This window comes from Pseudomonas sp. GW456-12-10-14-LB2 (assembly GCF_002884345.1).
Lineage (GTDB): Bacteria > Pseudomonadota > Gammaproteobacteria > Pseudomonadales > Pseudomonadaceae > Aquipseudomonas > Aquipseudomonas paraglycinae.
This window is the reverse complement of the sequence record NZ_POHV01000002.1, coordinates 85,125-101,267: the sequence shown is the minus strand read 5'-3', so window position 1 is coordinate 101,267 and position 16,143 is coordinate 85,125. Positions and strand designations below refer to the sequence as shown.

The window sequence follows — 16,143 nt, the reverse complement described above, 5'->3', positions numbered from 1 at the left end:
AGTGAGTGTGGTGATCCAAGCTTTTGTGAACGACCTAGAACTTTGTGGGAGCTGGCTTGCCAGCGATGAGGCCAGTGAGATCGCCGCAGACCCTGGTTCAGTGAACCAGTCCGGCATCCACCAACAATTTCTCCAATGCCAACAAATCCGGCACCTTCGCCACCTGCTCCCCGACCTGCACCGCCGCCTGCTCCAGCGCACACAACGGCACATCGACATAACTCAACTGGCTGTCGAGCTTGTACGAGCGCGGAATCCCCTGCACCAGCAGCGCGATGAACTTCAACTCCGGCCGCCCGCCCAGGGCGTTGAGGATGACGATCCGTGCCCGTTCGCCGATGACGATCTTGTTGCCGCACGCCGACTCGAAACTCAGCAGCGGAATCTGCCGCTCGCGCCAGGTCACCCGACCGAGATACCACGGCGGTGTATCGAGATCGAAGGCGCTCGACTGGTAGTCGATCAGCTCGGCGACGGCGACGTTGGGCAGGATCAGGTTGCGATCCGCCAGCGGCAGCAGCAGCCCGGTGAGCTGACTGGCGCGTTGATTGTGCTGGCGCTCATGCATGTTTTTTGCTCCACAGGGCGATGCTTTCGAGCAGCACCGATTCCTGGTACGGCTTGCCGAGGTAGTCGTTGACGCCGATGGCCATCGCGCGGTCGCGGTGTTTCTGGCCGGTGCGCGAGGTGATCATGATGATCGGCAGGTGTTGCAGGCGTTCGTCGCGGCGTACCTGGGTCGCCACTTCGAAGCCGTCCATGCGCGGCATTTCGATGTCTAGCAGCATCAGGTCCGGCATGTGTTCTTCCAGCAGCAACATCGCATCGACCCCGTCCTTGGCGGTCAGCACGTTCATGCCGTGGCGTTCGAGCAGACGGCTGGTGACCTTGCGCACCGTGACCGAATCGTCGACCACCATCACCAGCAGCGGCTTCTGCGGTTCGCTCTCGATTTCGTGACTGGCCGGACGCTGCGGCAACCGCGCCTGCATCGCACGGATCGGCGCCAGCAGGTCGAGAATCAGCACCACCCGGCCATCGCCGAGAATTGTCGCCCCGGACACGCCCTGCACCGATGCGAACTGCGGGCCGAGGCTCTTGACTACGATTTCGCGGGTGCCGGCCATCGTGTCGACCTGCACCGCGATGTGCCGGTCGTTGCACTGCACCAGCAAGACCGGCACCGGCAGGCTCTGGCCGGACAGTTTTGGCCGGGGAGCGGTTTTCAGCAGCTCGCCGAGGTAGCACAGTTCATAACGCTGGCCGCCGTACTGATAACTCGGTGGGTCGAGACGGAAATGTCCGTCCAGTTCATTCGGCAGTACGCGGACGATGCCGTCGATGGTGTTCAGCGGAATCGCGTATTGATCTTCACCACACTGCACCATCAGCGCACGGTTGACCGACACGGTGAACGGCAGGCGAATGCGGAAGTGCACGCCCTGCCCCGGCACTGAGTCGATGCTCATGGTGCCACCCAGTTGCCGGACTTCTTCGTGGACCACGTCCATGCCCACGCCGCGCCCGGAAATCTGGGTGATTTTCTCGGCCGTGGAAAAGCCTGGCTGGAGGATGAACTGCAACACTTCGCGGTCGCTGATGTCGGCGTCCGGCGCCAGCAGGCCACGCTTGATCGCCTTGCGCCGCACGGCGTCCAGCGGCACACCGGCGCCATCGTCGCGGATGTCGAACACAATGTCGCCGCCCTCGCGGGACAGGTCGAGGCTGATCTGCCCTTGTGCCGGTTTGCCCGCCGCCAGCCGGACTTCGGCGGACTCCAGACCATGGTCGACGGCATTGCGCAGCATGTGTTCCAGCGGTGCGGCCATGCGTTCGAGGACGTTGCGGTCCATCTCGCCTTCGGCGTTGCCGACGCTGAACGCGACGTCCTTGCCCAACTCTTCGGCGACCTGCCGGACGATGCGTTTCAAACGCGGCAACATGCGCTCGAACGGCACCATGCGCGTGCGCATCAGGCCTTCCTGCAATTCGGTGTTGATCCGTCCCTGCTGCTGCAACAGGTTCTCGGCGTCGTGGGTGCGCCGGTCGAGGGTTTCCTTCAAATCCAGCAAGTCGGAAGCGGATTCGAACAGCGCCCGTGACAACTGCTGCAACTGCGAATGGCGGTCCATTTCCAGCGGGTCGAAATCTTCGTAGCCGAGGCGTTCGGCGTCCACTTGCTGACGGCTGAGGATCCGTCCCTGAGTTTCGGTGTCGAGCCGGCGCAACTGGTCGCGCATCCGCTCGATGGTGGTTTCCATCTCGTGCAGGGCGGTCTGCGCATCGCTGACTTGCTGTTCGATACGCCCACGGAAAATCGAGGTTTCGCCGGCGAGATTGACCAGGTCATCCAGCAACTCGGCGGAGACCTTGACCATGTCCGCCCCGGCCTCGGGCGCCGGGGCGGCAGGCTCGACCTTGACCGCCACCGGCGGCACGGGCGCCGGGGTTTGCACGACCAGCGGATGGCTGAAATTCTGGATCGCGCTGATCAACCGGTCTGCCGGTGGGCACGGCTGGCCGGCGCGCACCGCGTCGAGCATCTGCGCCAAGCGGTCCTGGCCGCGCTGCAACAGCGCGAACAGTTCGGCGCTGCCTTGCAGGGTGCCGGCGGACAAGCTTTCGTAAAGGTTTTCCAGCTCATGAGCGAGGTCGCCAATCGGCCCGATTTCCACCATCCGCGCGCCGCCCTTGAGGGTATGCAGGTCACGCAGCAGGGTTTCCACTTCCTGGCGATTGCCGGGCTCGGCCTGCCAGCGCAGCAGCGCGGCACCGGAGTTTTCGATGATGTCGAAACCTTCCTCGAGGAAGATCTCCAGCAGCTCCGGATCGTGTCCGGGGCCGTCCTGCGTGACAGTGGCTGATGGCGTTTCGGGACTGGCGCTCGGACCCTGGCGAAAGCGGCGGATCGCCTCGATCAGGTCCTGCGCCGGATCCAGCGGCTGGTGCCGGTGCAACTGTTCGAGGAACAGCGCCAGGCGCTCGTGGCTCTGGCGCAACAACCGACCCAGAGCTTCGCTGTGGCTGTAACGCCGATCCACCAGCCCTTGGTAAAGGCCTTCCAGCTCATGGGCCAGATCGCCGACCGCTGCAACCTCGGCCATCCGCGCACCGCCCTTGAGCGTGTGCAGATCCCGTTGCAGCGACGACAGCGGTGCGCCGTTTTCCGGGTCCTTCAGCCAGCGCTGCAAGGCTTGGCCGGCGCTGTCGAGAATGTCCACCGCCTCTTCGAGGAAGATCTCGACGATCTCGTCGTCCGGCCCGCTATCGACGCTGTGTTGTTGCAGTTCGGCGGTGGCGCTGCCCAGTTCGCGGATGCTCAGGGTGCGGCTGCCGTCGCTGCGGATCAGCCCCATGGCCGACGGATCGAGGCTCTCGTCGAGCAGTTCGTGCAAGGCGCGGATGCGTTGCGGTTGCGGGGTGATTTCCTGGCCGGCCGCCAGTTCGTCGAGCATGTTGATCAGCGCTTCGTGGGCCTGCTGCGCTTCATGGAAAAACCGCTCGCTGACCGCCAGGCTGCTCTCTTCGACGGCGCCGTACAGGTCGAGCAAGGCTTCACACAACACATCCACCGGCAGCAGATCTGCGAGGTGCGCGCCTTCGCCCAGGGTGGTCAGCTCATCCAGCAATGCACTGAGTTCCTGACGTTCACCGGGGTGCTGCTGCCAGCGCTGCAAGAGGTTTTCGGCGTCGAGCAGGATGTCCATGCCCTGGGCCAGGAAGTTGTTGATCAGTTGCGGATCGCGCTTGACCCGCACCGCACTGCTCGGGGCATTGAGGATCGATTCCAGACGCTCGCCGAGCAGGGTTTCGGTGCGTTTGATCAGTGACTGCGCACCGACAATCGGCGCCAGTGGATCGTGTTTGAGCTGACGCAGACCGACACGGAACAGGCCCTCGGCTTCGAGCAGCAGTTCCACTTCGTCCAGATCCAGCGCCAGCTGATGGGCCTTGAATTCCCGGGCCAGCTTATCGAGCGGCGCCGCCAGTTCGGCAATCGGCGACACCCCCGCCATCGAGGCGCTGCCCTTGAGGGTGTGCAGCGCTCGCTGCAATTCGTCGCTGGCCTGTAACGGCACATGCTCGGCAGCCTGATCGAGAAAACGGTTGAGACTGGCGAGGTGGGTTTCGGCTTCGTTGCGGAAAATCTCCAGCAACAGCGGATCGAGGGCCGCGACGTCTTCCACGTCTTCGGCCGGCAGCGGCGTGTCGCCCTTGGCCAGCGCGTGGGCGCGAGCCGCCAGTTGATCGACATCGTGGCGCTGACGCTGGCCGTTGGTGGCGAATTCTCCGATCAGGTCCGGCAACAGCAGCAGCGTGTCGGCCAGCAACTGGCGCACCGCCGGGCCGGGTTCAACGCTGTGTTCCAGCACGCGGTTGAGCAGGTTTTCCACCGCCCAGGCCAGCTCGCCGAGGACCAGCGCGCGCACCATCCGGCCGCTGCCCTTGAGGGTGTGGAAAGCGCGGCGCAGTTCACTCAAGGCGGCGCGGTCATCGGGCTCGGCAGACCAGCGCGGCAGGTATTCGCTCAGCACTTCGAGCACTTCCCCGGTCTCTTCGAGGAACACTTCGCGCAGCTCGTCATCCACCGGTTCTTCATCGGCCGGTGGCGGCAGCAGGCTGCCCGGCGTGGTCTGCGCCGGCGGGTTGACCGCCGACACCGGACTGGCCAGCACTTCGGCCAACGACTGCACGATCTGCGTATCGTCCAGCTCCTGCAAATCCTGCATCACCAGCGCTTCGCTGGGGCTGAGCACGTCGTCGAGCACCGGCACATGCGGCTCGCCGGGCTGTTCGTCAGGAAAGAAGCCGAGACTGGCGAGGCTTTTCTGCGCGATATCCAGCAAGTGTTCGCTGGGTGCCTGCGGGTCGTCGGTCAGGCGTTCGAGGTAGTACTCGAGGCTGGTGATAGCGTCGGCGAGGCTGTCGAGTTGCTGCCAGCCCGGCTCGTGCGGATCAAGCAACAGGTGCTCGCGGATAAATCCGTTGCAGGCTTCGAGCAGGCTGGCCGCCCGCGCCAGCGGAATCATCGCCAGTGCGCCGCGCACCTGGGTCAGCAGTGCCGGCAGGCTTTGCAGTTGCTGGCGATCCCAGTCGGCGTCGATGTAGTCGACGATCATGTCCTTGGCCTGTTGCAGGCAGATGCGCGCTTCCTTGATCACGATCTGATGGATCTGCGTCAGGTCGGTGGTCGGCAGGCGCGAGTCTTCCGGGCTCTCCGGTTCCACCGTGCCAACCATCCCGGCCAGGGTCGCTTCGACGTAGAGCAAGGCGCCAGCGACATCCATCAACGTGGCGTCGTTCGGTTCGCGCTGGCCTTGCGCGAGGCTGAGCACTACCGCCAGTTGATCGATGATCACCTTGCGCGGCTGGCCGAAACCGAGCACCGCCAGGGTGTCGGCGATCTGCCGCAGCGGCGCCAGCAGGCTATCCAGATCCGAAGCGTGCTGGCGGTCGCTGCGCACGAACAGGTCGAGGCGCTCCTTGACCCGCACCAGCTCTTCGCACAGCGCCGCGAGCACCGAGCGCATGGCATCGCGGTCGGGGCCGGCCAGGCGCGCGCGTTCTTCGTCGACCATCGCGCTGTCGGGCAGCGCGTCGTCCAGGGAGTAGCGATCTTTCATGGTCAGCATCTGCCCGGTGGGATGTTCGGCTTTGGCGATATAAAACAGCAGGCTTTTCAGCAGTTCAGGCGGTGGCGGCTGGTTGAGGCCGGGCATGCCCTGTTCGAGCAGGCGCTTGAGTTCCTTGTCGGCATCCTTGAACAGGCTGCGCAGAGCCGGGCTGTTGGCGATCCGCCCTTCGCGCATGCCCTCGACGAGTGCCGAGGCGACCTGCCACAACGGGCTCAGCGGCGAGTTACCGCTGAGTGCTTCAAGCCGGGTAAAGACTTTGGCGAGATAACCGAGGTGCGTCTGATCGTCCTGTTCGCGGAGCAATCCGACCAGCGCCATTTGCAGCATCTGGCGCAATTTGCGCAGCACGTTCGGCAGCTCCGCCGGTTCCAGCAGCGCCAGGGTTTCCTCGCCCAAAGGCGCAAGCTCAGGCAACTGCGGGCTGAACAGGCTGGTTTCCGACAACAGGCTTTCGCCCCGGGCGCTGCGCAAGTCGTTGATCAGCGGCAGCACCACCAGCGGCAGATCACGGCGGGCGCCCTGCACGCGGTCGAGGTAGATCGGCAACTGACCCAGCGCCTGCAACAGCAAGTGCAGCGCTTCGTCGCGGTGGCTGACGCGGTCGTTCTGCAACGCTTCGACCAGGTGTTCCATTTCTTCGGCGAGCAATGCCGCGCCGTAGAACTCGACCATCTGCAGGCTGCCGTGCACCTGATGGATGCAGGCCAGGCATTCGTCCAGCCCGGGCACCGACTGCGGATCGTCGAGCACGGCTTCGATGGCCTGATGCGCCTGCCTCAGCGTCTCGGCGATTTCACCCTTGACCCATTCGAGGGCCACGTAATCGTGCCGGTCACCCATAACCACTCCGCTCGACATTGCCTCGCCCGCAGGCCTCACGCCTTGTCCGCGACGGGCGCAGGCGCCGCCGGCAAGGTGAACCCGGACACCGAGCGACGCAACTGGCTGGCCATTTTCGCCAGGTTGCCGATGCTCTCGGCGGTGGCCGTGGAGCCGGACGAAGTCTGCGAGGTGATCTGCTGGATCACGTTCATCGTCAGGGAAATCTGCCCGGCCGAAGACGTCTGCTGCTGCGCCGCGTTGGAAATGCTCTGGATCAGCGCCGCGAGTGTCTTGGACACGCCTTCGATTTCTTCCAGGGCCACACCGGCATCCTGCGCCAGCCGCGCGCCGCGCACCACTTCGGTGGTGGTCTGCTCCATGGAAATCACGGCTTCGTTGGTGTCGGTCTGGATCGCCCGCACCAGCGTTTCGATCTGTCGGGTCGCGGCGGAGGAACGCTCGGCCAGCCGCTGCACTTCGTCGGCAACCACGGCAAAACCGCGCCCGGCATCACCGGCCATCGACGCCTGAATCGCGGCGTTGAGGGCGAGGATGTTGGTCTGGTCGGCGATGTCGTCGATCAGGCTGACGATGTCGCCGATTTCCTGGGACGACTCGCCCAGACGCTTGATGCGCTTGGCGGTGTCCTGGATCTGTTCGCGAATGTTGTCCATGCCGTGGATGGTGTTGTGCACCACCTCGTTGCCCTTGTTGGCGATCTCCACCGAACGCTCGGCCACCGCCGAAGATTCGGCGGCGTTGGCCGATACCTGATCGATCGACTGGGCCATGTCGCTGATCGCGGTCGAGGCTTCGGAAATCTGCTGGGCCTGATGCTCCGAGGCCTGGGCCAGGTGCATGGCGGTGGCCTGGGTTTCCTGCACCGCTGCGGCGACCTGGCCGGCGGTGAGGTTGATGGTGGCGACCAGATCGCGCAACTGGTCGACGGAATAGTTGATCGAGTCGGCGATGGTCCCGGTGAAGTCTTCGGTCACCGAGGCGGTCACGGTCAGGTCACCGTCGGCGAGGTCTTCGATCTCGTCGAGCAGGCGCATGATCGCGTTCTGGTTGCGCTCGTTCTTCTCGGCGGTCTCGCGCAACTGACGGTTGGTTTCCCGGACCATGACCATGCCGATCAGGATGATCGAAGCCAGCGCCAACAGACCCAGCACATAACCGCCAATGGTGTCGGTATTGCGCCCGCCGGCGAGGTTTTCGAAACGGCTGGCCAGGTGCGAGGCTTCGTCAAGCAGGGTCTGCGACAGGCTGAAGATATTGGTGGCCGACTCACGGACCTTGAACAGCTCAGGCGAGGTTTCGAGGATTTCATCCACGGAACCTGAGACAAACTGGAACAGTTCGGAAATCTCGCTCAAGCGAGCGCGGGCGTCGCGGTCTTCGACCTGGCTGATCTTCAGCGCCGGGTTGCCTTGCAACATGCCATTGAGCACCTGACCGAAGCGCGCGGCATCGCGACCAAACGCGTCGGCGGCCTGCTGGGAGTTTTCATCGCCCGACAGCACGGTGTTCACCGCGCCGAGAATCCGCTCGGCCAGCAGCGACTGACGCTGAGCCATCGCCACCTGCGCCGCCGGCGCACCGCGTTGCAGGAGGATTTCCACGACCTTTTCGTATTCGATCTGCAATTGCGGCACGGTTTCGGCCAGGGTCGCGGCCACCTGATGCAGCGACAGCACGGTCTGTTCGCTGGAGAGAATCGCGTCGGTGTTTTTCAGCAGGCGTTCCCAGTCCAGCTGCACGGCGCGCATTTCCGGGCGCACGACGGATGGAGCCGGCGGCAGGCCGGTGGCCGGGTCGCCCTTCTTAAGGTAACCCCAGCGTTGGGCAAAATCGTTGCGCGCATCGCTGAGCAGCTTGAACGCGGCGGCCTTGCCGGCGGCGGCCTCGGTGGCATTCTTGGCGATCCTCTGCGACAGCACCCGCAGCTCGCCGGCGTGGCCGATGTACTGCTTGTCGTAGTTGGCCTGGGTGTTGAGGTAAGCGAAGTTGGCGAACAGCAGCATGATGAACACGATCAGTGCGATGAACAGCACGATGATCTGTGAGCGGCTGCGCGAGCCTTCTGCGGGCTTGCCTGTTTTTGCTTTGATCATCGGTCCTCGCCTGTTAAACCGCGACGTGCATGAAACTCGGTGACTGCGCCAGCGCAAACAGGCTGAACACCCGCCAGTTCTGCTCGCGCCGGAAATAGCCCTTGATGAACTCGCCCTTGGAGCCTTGCCGTTTACTGATCGAGACGGATTCGAAACTGTCCTGCTCGAAGTGCTGCAGGCCGAAGACTTCATCGACCAGCAACCCGGCAAACACGTCCTGATGCTCTACCACCAGTACCCGCCGCTGTTTGCGCATCGGTGACAGCTCATGGCCGAAGAAGCCGCACAGGTCCATGACCGGCAGCAGCCGTCCGCGCAGGTTGGCCACGCCCTTGACCCACGGCTTGACGCCCGGCAACTGGGTGACACGCAGTTCGGGCAGCACTTCGCTGACTTCGCCCATCGGCGTGACGTACCAGTGCTCGCCCAGACGAAAGCCGATGCCGCTCCAGCGATCCTGGCGCGCCGGTTGCGACGGCAGGTCCGCCGCCAGCAGGCGACAGCGCTGGTCGATCTGCCACAACAGTTCGAACGCGGTCAGCGACTCGCTCATGGCGGCGCGATCAACCGGCCAGCACGTTGTTCAGGGTCTTGATCAGCGTGTCTTCGTCGACCGGTTTGGTCAGGTAGTCCTTGGCGCCCTGGCGGGTGCCCCAGACCTTGTCGGTCTCCTGATCCTTGGTAGTAATGATGATCACCGGGATGTGGCTGGTTTCCGCATCCTTGGTCAACTGACGGGTGGCCTGGAAGCCGTTGAGGCCGGGCATGACGATGTCCATCAGTACCGCATCGGGTTTTTCCTGACGGGCCAGGGCCACGCCGTCGGCGCCGTTTTCGGCTTTCAGCACTTCGTGCCCGTGCTTTTCCAGCATGCCGGTGAGTTTGTACATTTCGGTCGGCGAATCATCGACGATCAGGATACGTGCCATGGTCTTCCCCATTTTTCTTGTCGACACCGGGCCCGCTGGCCGAGCGTCTCTGTGCGTGTCTTACTGCGGCAAAGCGGCAGCGAAGCCCGGAACATGGGCCGAAATCGCGTCGAGCAGTTCTTCCTTGCTGAAAGGCTTGGTCAAAAATTGATCGGAACCGACAATCCGCCCCTTGGCCTTGTCGAACAGCCCGTCCCGGGACGACAGCATGATCACCGGCGTGCCCTTGAACGCATTGTTGTTCTTGATTAAAGCGCAGGTCTGATAACCATCCAGACGCGGCATCATGATGTCGACAAAGATGATCCCGGGATGGTGGTCGGCGATCTTCGCCAGGGCGTCAAAACCGTCGATCGCGGTGATGACTTCGCACCCTGCATTTTTCAACAGGGTCTCGGCGGTGCGACGAATCGTTTTCGAGTCGTCGATCACCATGACCTTCAAGGCGCTGGACTGCTGTTCCATAAGGGGGCTCTACCGTCGCCTTTGCGAATCAATTTGTCCGTTTTGCGATGCGTAATGGCTGGAAACCCTTGATGTTCAAGGGCCAGCACGACATGGCAGCCTTTTTAGCACAGTCTCCTGATCCAATCTATCGACGGGTTTTTCCTTGACCGAAAACCCGCCCGGCGCCACTCTGGCGGCACTTTTTTCATACCGATCCGGTAGCCAATTTTCGAGGAAAACCCAATGAGCGTTCGCGTCGGGATTGTCATGGACCCTATCGCCAGCATTTCCTATAAAAAGGATAGCTCGCTGGCCATGCTGCTGGCGGCGCAAAAGCGCGGCTGGGAACTGTTCTATATGGAACAGAAAGACCTTTACCAGGGTGAAGGCCAGGCACGGGCGCGGATGAAGCCGCTGAAAGTCTTCGCCAACCCGGAAAAATGGTTCGAACTGGGCACCGAACAGGATTCGCTGCTGAGCGACCTGAACGTGATCCTGATGCGCAAGGATCCGCCGTTCGACATGGAGTTCGTCTACTCCACCTACCTGCTCGAACAGGCCGAGTCCGCCGGGGTGCTGGTGGTCAACAAGCCGCAGAGCCTGCGCGACTGCAACGAAAAACTGTTCGCCACCCTGTTCCCGCAGTGCACGCCGCCGACCATGGTCAGCCGCCGCGCCGACGTGCTGCGTGAATTCGCCGCCAAACATGGCGACGTGATCCTCAAGCCGCTGGACGGCATGGGTGGCACCTCGATCTTCCGTCATCGCGCCGGCGATCCGAACCTGTCGGTGATCCTGGAAACCCTGACCGCCCTCGGCGCCCAGCAGATCATGGGTCAGGCCTACCTGCCGGCGATCAAGGACGGCGACAAGCGCATCCTGATGATCGACGGCGAGCCGGTGGATTACTGCCTGGCGCGGATTCCGGCCCAGGGCGAAACCCGTGGCAACCTCGCGGCCGGTGGTCGTGGCGAAGCTCGTCCGTTGACCGACAAGGATCGCTGGATCGCCGCCCAGGTCGGCCCGACCTTGCGCGAAAAAGGCCTGCTGTTCGTCGGCCTGGACGTGATCGGCGAGCACCTTACCGAAATCAACGTCACCAGCCCGACCTGCATCCGCGAAATCGACAATGCCTTCGGCACCGACATCGGCGGCCTGCTGATGGATGCGATCGAAGGCAAGCTGCAAGCGTCGAGCCGCAAGCCGCAAGCTTAAAGCCAGTGGTGTGCAGCTTGTCGCTTGAGACTTCAAGCTTGCAGCTAAAAACCAACATTGCGTTATCATGCCGAGCCCGTAAAAACGCGATGTTGGTTTTTCTCGAATGACACTTCCGTCCGATCTGCCCGCTGAACTCGCCCATAAAGGCGTGCGCCCGGTCGATCGCCTCGGATTTACCCTGTTTCTCGCGGCGCTGATCCATCTGGCGCTGCTGCTCGGCGTGGGTTTCACCATGGTCGAGCCCAAGCAGATCAGCAAAACCCTGGAAATCACCCTCGCTACCTTCAAGAGCGAAAAGAAGCCGGCGAAGGCCGATTTCCTCGCCCAGGAAAACCAGGAAGGCAGCGGCACCCTCGACAAGAAGGCGATCCCCAAGACCACCGAGGTCGCGCCGTTTCAGGCAAACGAAGTCAAGACAGTCACCCCGCCGCCCGCCGCCAAGCCGGAAGTGCAGGAAGCCGCGCCCAAGGCGGCCGTGACCACCGTCGCGCCGAAACCGAAAAAGGCGCCGACCAAGAAAGAAGAAGCCAGGACCGAGACCAAACCGACGGTCGACGCCCCGACCTTCGACAGTTCGCAGCTCTCCAGCGACATCGCCAGCCTTGAAGCCGAACTGGCCAACGAACAACAGCTGTACGCCAAGCGCCCGCGTATCCACCGCCTCAGCGCCGCCTCGACCATGCGCGACAAGGGCGCCTGGTACAAGGACGAGTGGCGCAAGAAGGTCGAGCGCATCGGCAACCTCAATTACCCCGACGAAGCCCGGCGCAAGCAGATCTACGGCAATCTGCGCCTGATGGTGTCGATCAACCGCGACGGCTCGCTGTATGAAGTGCTGGTGCTGGAGTCTTCCGGCCAGCCACTGCTGGATCAGGCGGCGCAGCGGATCGTGCGTCTGGCGGCACCGTTTGCACCGTTTACCGGGGACCTGTCGGACATCGACCGTCTGGAAATCATCCGCACCTGGAAATTCGCCCGGGGCGACCGGCTGTCCAGTAACTGAGTCGATCTTTTGCCCGCTCCAGCTTGTCAGTTCGCCCCCCGAACGCCACACTAGCGCACATGAAAAACGTCAGCCCCAGCTACCTCAAGCATCACTTCCTGATCGCCATGCCACACATGGCCGACCCGAACTTTGCCCACACCTTGACCTACATCGTCGAGCACACGGCCAATGGCGCCATGGGGCTGGTGGTCAACCGACCGCAAGAGCTGAATCTGGCCGACATCCTCGAACAACTGCGCCCGGACATCGATCCGCCGGCGCTGTGCCAGCATGTGCCGATCTTCATCGGCGGCCCGGTGCAGACCGATCGCGGTTTTGTCCTGCACCCGGCGGGCAAGACGTTCCAGGCTACCGTTGAGCTGGAGGGCGATCTGGCCCTGTCCACCTCGCAGGATGTGCTGTTCGCCATCGCCGACGGCGTGGGCCCGGCCAAAAGCGTCATCACCCTCGGTTATGCCGGTTGGGAAGCCGGTCAGCTGGAGGCCGAACTGGCCGACAACGCCTGGCTGACCTGCCCGTACGACGCCGACATCCTGTTCAACACCAGCAGTGAACTGCGCCTGGAAGCGGCGGCCAAGCATCTGGGAATCAACCTCAGCCTGCTGACCAGCCAGGCAGGACACGCCTGATGGCCCTGCGCCTGATCCTCGGCTTCGACTACGGCACCAAACAGATCGGCGTGGCGGTCGGCCAGGTGATTACCGGCCAGGCCCGCGAACTGTGCACCTTGAAGGCGCAAAACGGTGTGCCGGACTGGAATCAGGTCGAAGCCCTGATAAAGGAATGGAAGCCCGACGCCGTGGTGGTCGGCCTGCCGCTGAACATGGACGGTACGCCCAGCGAGATGTGCGCCCGCGCCGAGAAATTCGCCCGCCGCCTCAACGGCCGCTTCAACCTGCCTTTCTATACCCACGACGAACGCCTGACGACCTTCGAAGCCAAGGGCGAACGACTGGTGCGCGGCGGACAGAAAGGCAGCTACCGCGACAACCCGGTGGACGCCATCGCCGCCGCCCTGCTGCTGCAAGGCTGGCTCGACGAAAACACCGCACTATTTGAATCCTGACAAGCGCTACGGCGCTTTTCTTTTGGTTACAACCCGAGCTCCGGTTCGCGAGAACCGGCTCGACCCCGAGAAGGAGCAACCATGAGCCTGCCCAATCCTGCCGATCTGATCAGCCAGATGGCGACCCGCCTCAAGGCGCACCTTGCCCAGCGTGATATCAGCGAACCGCGTTACATCGGCATCCGCACCGGCGGCGTCTGGGTCGCCCAGGCCCTGCTCGCAGAGCTGGGCAGCGACGCGCCATTGGGCACGCTGGATGTTTCCTTCTACCGCGACGACTTCAGCCAGAACGGCCTGCACCCGCAAGTGCGCCCGTCCGCCCTGCCCTTCGAAATCGAAGGCCAGCATCTGGTGCTGATCGACGACGTACTGATGAGCGGCCGGACCATCCGCGCCGCCATGAACGAACTGTTCGACTACGGCCGCCCGGCCAGCGTGACGCTGGTCTGCCTGCTGGACCTGGACGCCGGCGAATTGCCGATCCGCCCGAACGTGGTCGGCGCGACCCTGTCGCTGGCCGCCCACGAGCGGGTCAAGCTGTCCGGGCCGGAGCTGGCCCTCGAACTGCAAGACCTTGCCCTTTAATCCGCCCTATTGAGAGTCCCCCTCGCGATGACGCCTCTAGATACCAAGCGCCCGCTGCAGCTCAATGATCAGGGCCAGCTGCGCCACTTCCTCTCGCTCGACGGCCTGCGCCGCGAGTTGCTGACGGAAATCCTCGACACCGCCGACTCGTTCCTCGAAGTCGGCGCCCGGGCCGTGAAGAAGGTCCCGTTGCTGCGCGGCAAGACCGTGTGCAACGTGTTCTTCGAAAACTCGACCCGCACCCGCACCACTTTCGAACTGGCGGCCCAGCGCCTGTCGGCGGACGTGATCACCCTGAACGTGTCGACTTCGTCGGCCAGCAAGGGCGAAACCCTGCTCGACACCCTGCGCAACCTGGAAGCCATGGCCGCCGACATGTTCGTCGTGCGCCACGGTGACTCGGGCGCCGCGCACTTCATCGCCGAGCATGTCTGCCCGCAAGTGGCGATCATCAACGGCGGCGACGGCCGGCACGCGCACCCGACCCAAGGCATGCTCGACATGCTGACCATCCGCCGTCACAAGGGCGGTTTCGAGAACCTCTCGGTGGCCATCGTCGGCGACATCCTGCACTCGCGGGTGGCGCGCTCGAACATGCTCGCCCTGAAGACCCTCGGTTGCCCGGACATCCGCGTGATCGCACCGAAAACCCTGCTGCCGATCGGCATCGAGCAATACGGCGTGAAGGTCTACACCGACATGACCGAAGGCCTGAAAGACGTCGACGTGGTGATCATGCTGCGCCTGCAGCGTGAGCGCATGACCGGCGGCCTGCTGCCGAGCGAAGGCGAGTTCTACCGCCTGTTCGGTCTGACCACCGCGCGCCTGGCAGGCGCCAAGCCCGATTGCATCGTCATGCACCCGGGGCCGATCAACCGTGGTGTGGAAATCGAGTCGGCGGTGGCCGACGGCCCGCACTCGGTGATCCTCAATCAAGTCACTTACGGCATCGCGATCCGTATGGCCGTGCTGTCGATGGCCATGAGCGGGCAAACGGCGCAACGTCAATTCGAGCAGGAGAACGCCCAGTGAAGCTCAGCATTCTCGGCGCCCGCGTCATCGATCCGAGCAGCGGCCTGGATCAAATCACCGATATTCACGTTGAAGCCTGCAAGATCGTCGCCCTCGGCGCTGCACCGGCCGGCTTCACCGCCGTCGAAACCATCGACGCCCAAGGTCTTGTCGCCGCTCCAGGCCTCGTAGACCTGAACGTCGCCCTGCGCGAGCCGGGCTACAGCCGCAAAGGCACCATCGCCAGCGAAACCCGCGCGGCTGCAGCCGGCGGCGTGACCAGCCTGTGCTGCCCGCCGAAAACCAAACCGGTGCTCGACACCTCCGCCGTGGCCGAACTGATCCTCGACCGCGCCCGCGAGGCCGGCAACACCAAGGTGTTCCCGATCGGCGCGCTGAGCAAAGGTCTGGATGGTGAACAACTGGCCGAGCTGGTCGCCCTGCGCGACGCCGGTTGCGTAGCGTTCGGCAACGGTCTGGAGAGTTTCCGCAACACCCGCACCCTGTGCCGGGCGCTGGATTACGCGGCGACCTTCGACCTGACAGTGATCTTCAACTCGCAGGATCACGACCTGGCCGACGGCGGCCTGGCCCACGAAGGCGCCACCGCCAGCTTCCTCGGCTTGCCGGGCATTCCGGAAACCGCTGAAACCGTGGCGCTGGCCCGTGATCTGCTGCTGGTCGAGCAGACCGGCGTGCGTGCGCACTTCAGCCAGTTGACCAGTGCTCGCGGCGTGGCCCTGATCGCTCAGGCCCAGGCCCGTGGCTTGAAAGTCACGGCGGATGTCGCCCTGTATCAGCTGATCCTGACGGACGAAGCGCTGATCGACTTCAGCAGCCTGTATCACGTGCAACCGCCGCTGCGCACCCGCGCCGACCGCGACGGTCTGCGCGAGGCGGTGAAGTCCGGCGTGGTCTCGGCGATTTCCAGCCATCACCAGCCCCATGAACGCGATGCCAAACTGGCACCGTTCGGCGCGACCGAGCCCGGCATCAGCAGCGTCGAGCTGTTGCTGCCGCTGGCGATGACGCTGGTCGAGGATGGTCTGCTGGATCTGCCGACCCTGCTGGCCCGCCTGAGCGCCGGCCCGGCCGAGGCCCTGCGCCTGCCGGCGGGTAAACTGGCGGTGGGTGGCGCGGCAGATATCGTGCTGTTCGATCCGAAGGCTTCGACCGTTGCCGGCGAAACCTGGCTGTCGAAGGGCGAGAACTGCCCGTTCCTCGGCCATAGCCTGCCGGGTGTGGTGCGTTACACGCTGGTGGATGGCCGGATCAGCCACCAGGCGTAACAAAAATGGCGAGGGAGCCA

Annotated in this window: 13 protein-coding genes; 7 read left to right on the top strand and 6 right to left on the bottom strand. The window is 63.7% G+C overall.

The genetic code is table 11. The annotated features are described in order from the left end of the window. Nucleotides 1-97: 97 nt before the first annotated feature. Genes C1X29_RS02000 through pilG form a run of 6 tightly spaced genes read right to left on the bottom strand, consistent with a single transcriptional unit; the run spans nucleotide 98 to nucleotide 9,966 of the window. Nucleotides 98-568, bottom strand: a complete 471-nt coding sequence (locus C1X29_RS02000; RefSeq protein ID WP_039767945.1) for a chemotaxis protein CheW — start codon at nucleotides 566-568, stop codon at nucleotides 98-100. After that, the gene (locus C1X29_RS01995; protein ID WP_102716721.1) at nucleotides 561-6,476 is read right to left on the bottom strand and encodes an Hpt domain-containing protein; all 5,916 of its coding nucleotides are present in this window, start codon (nucleotides 6,474-6,476) and stop codon (nucleotides 561-563) included. Before C1X29_RS01995 ends, C1X29_RS02000 begins: the two co-directional genes overlap by 8 nt. A gap of 35 nt (nucleotides 6,477-6,511) precedes the next feature. Then, nucleotides 6,512-8,572 carry a methyl-accepting chemotaxis protein gene (locus C1X29_RS01990; RefSeq protein WP_085746687.1) on the bottom strand — a complete coding sequence of 687 codons (2,061 nt, stop codon included), beginning with the start codon at nucleotides 8,570-8,572 and terminating at the stop codon, nucleotides 6,512-6,514. 13 nt (nucleotides 8,573-8,585) lie between these two features. After that, on the bottom strand, nucleotides 8,586-9,125 hold the full coding sequence (locus C1X29_RS01985) for a chemotaxis protein CheW (RefSeq protein ID WP_007953327.1): 540 nt from the start codon (nucleotides 9,123-9,125) through the stop codon (nucleotides 8,586-8,588). A gap of 10 nt (nucleotides 9,126-9,135) precedes the next feature. Further along, complete coding sequence (gene pilH, locus C1X29_RS01980) at nucleotides 9,136-9,501, bottom strand: twitching motility response regulator PilH (RefSeq protein ID WP_007953328.1); 366 nt, start codon at nucleotides 9,499-9,501, stop codon at nucleotides 9,136-9,138. A 60-nt stretch (nucleotides 9,502-9,561) separates the two neighbouring features. Beyond that, nucleotides 9,562-9,966: a twitching motility response regulator PilG gene (pilG, locus tag C1X29_RS01975; protein WP_007953330.1), complete on the bottom strand. Its 405-nt coding sequence runs from the start codon at nucleotides 9,964-9,966 to the stop codon at nucleotides 9,562-9,564. 225 nt (nucleotides 9,967-10,191) lie between these two features. Here pilG and gshB point away from each other — a divergent pair, with 225 nt between their 5' ends. The 7 genes from gshB (at nucleotide 10,192) to C1X29_RS01940 (ending at nucleotide 16,123) form a co-directional block, all read left to right on the top strand. Next, entirely contained in the window at nucleotides 10,192-11,163 is a 972-nt protein-coding gene (gene gshB / locus C1X29_RS01970) for a glutathione synthase (protein ID WP_102716720.1), read from the top strand. Nucleotides 11,164-11,269: 106 nt separating this feature from the next. After that, nucleotides 11,270-12,169 carry an energy transducer TonB gene (locus C1X29_RS01965; protein WP_102685773.1) on the top strand — a complete coding sequence of 300 codons (900 nt, stop codon included), beginning with the start codon at nucleotides 11,270-11,272 and terminating at the stop codon, nucleotides 12,167-12,169. A gap of 59 nt (nucleotides 12,170-12,228) precedes the next feature. Beyond that, the gene (locus tag C1X29_RS01960; protein ID WP_039767938.1) at nucleotides 12,229-12,801 is read left to right on the top strand and encodes a YqgE/AlgH family protein; all 573 of its coding nucleotides are present in this window, start codon (nucleotides 12,229-12,231) and stop codon (nucleotides 12,799-12,801) included. Next, the gene (gene ruvX / locus C1X29_RS01955) at nucleotides 12,801-13,238 is read left to right on the top strand and encodes a Holliday junction resolvase RuvX (protein ID WP_007953334.1); all 438 of its coding nucleotides are present in this window, start codon (nucleotides 12,801-12,803) and stop codon (nucleotides 13,236-13,238) included. Before C1X29_RS01960 ends, ruvX begins: the two co-directional genes overlap by 1 nt. A gap of 81 nt (nucleotides 13,239-13,319) precedes the next feature. Then, complete coding sequence (gene pyrR / locus C1X29_RS01950; RefSeq protein WP_007953335.1) at nucleotides 13,320-13,823, top strand: bifunctional pyr operon transcriptional regulator/uracil phosphoribosyltransferase PyrR; 504 nt, start codon at nucleotides 13,320-13,322, stop codon at nucleotides 13,821-13,823. A 27-nt stretch (nucleotides 13,824-13,850) separates the two neighbouring features. Beyond that, entirely contained in the window at nucleotides 13,851-14,855 is a 1,005-nt protein-coding gene (locus tag C1X29_RS01945) for an aspartate carbamoyltransferase catalytic subunit (RefSeq protein ID WP_007913665.1), read from the top strand. Beyond that, nucleotides 14,852-16,123: a dihydroorotase gene (locus C1X29_RS01940; RefSeq protein WP_039767936.1), complete on the top strand. Its 1,272-nt coding sequence runs from the start codon at nucleotides 14,852-14,854 to the stop codon at nucleotides 16,121-16,123. Before C1X29_RS01945 ends, C1X29_RS01940 begins: the two co-directional genes overlap by 4 nt. Nucleotides 16,124-16,143: the final 20 nt, after the last annotated feature.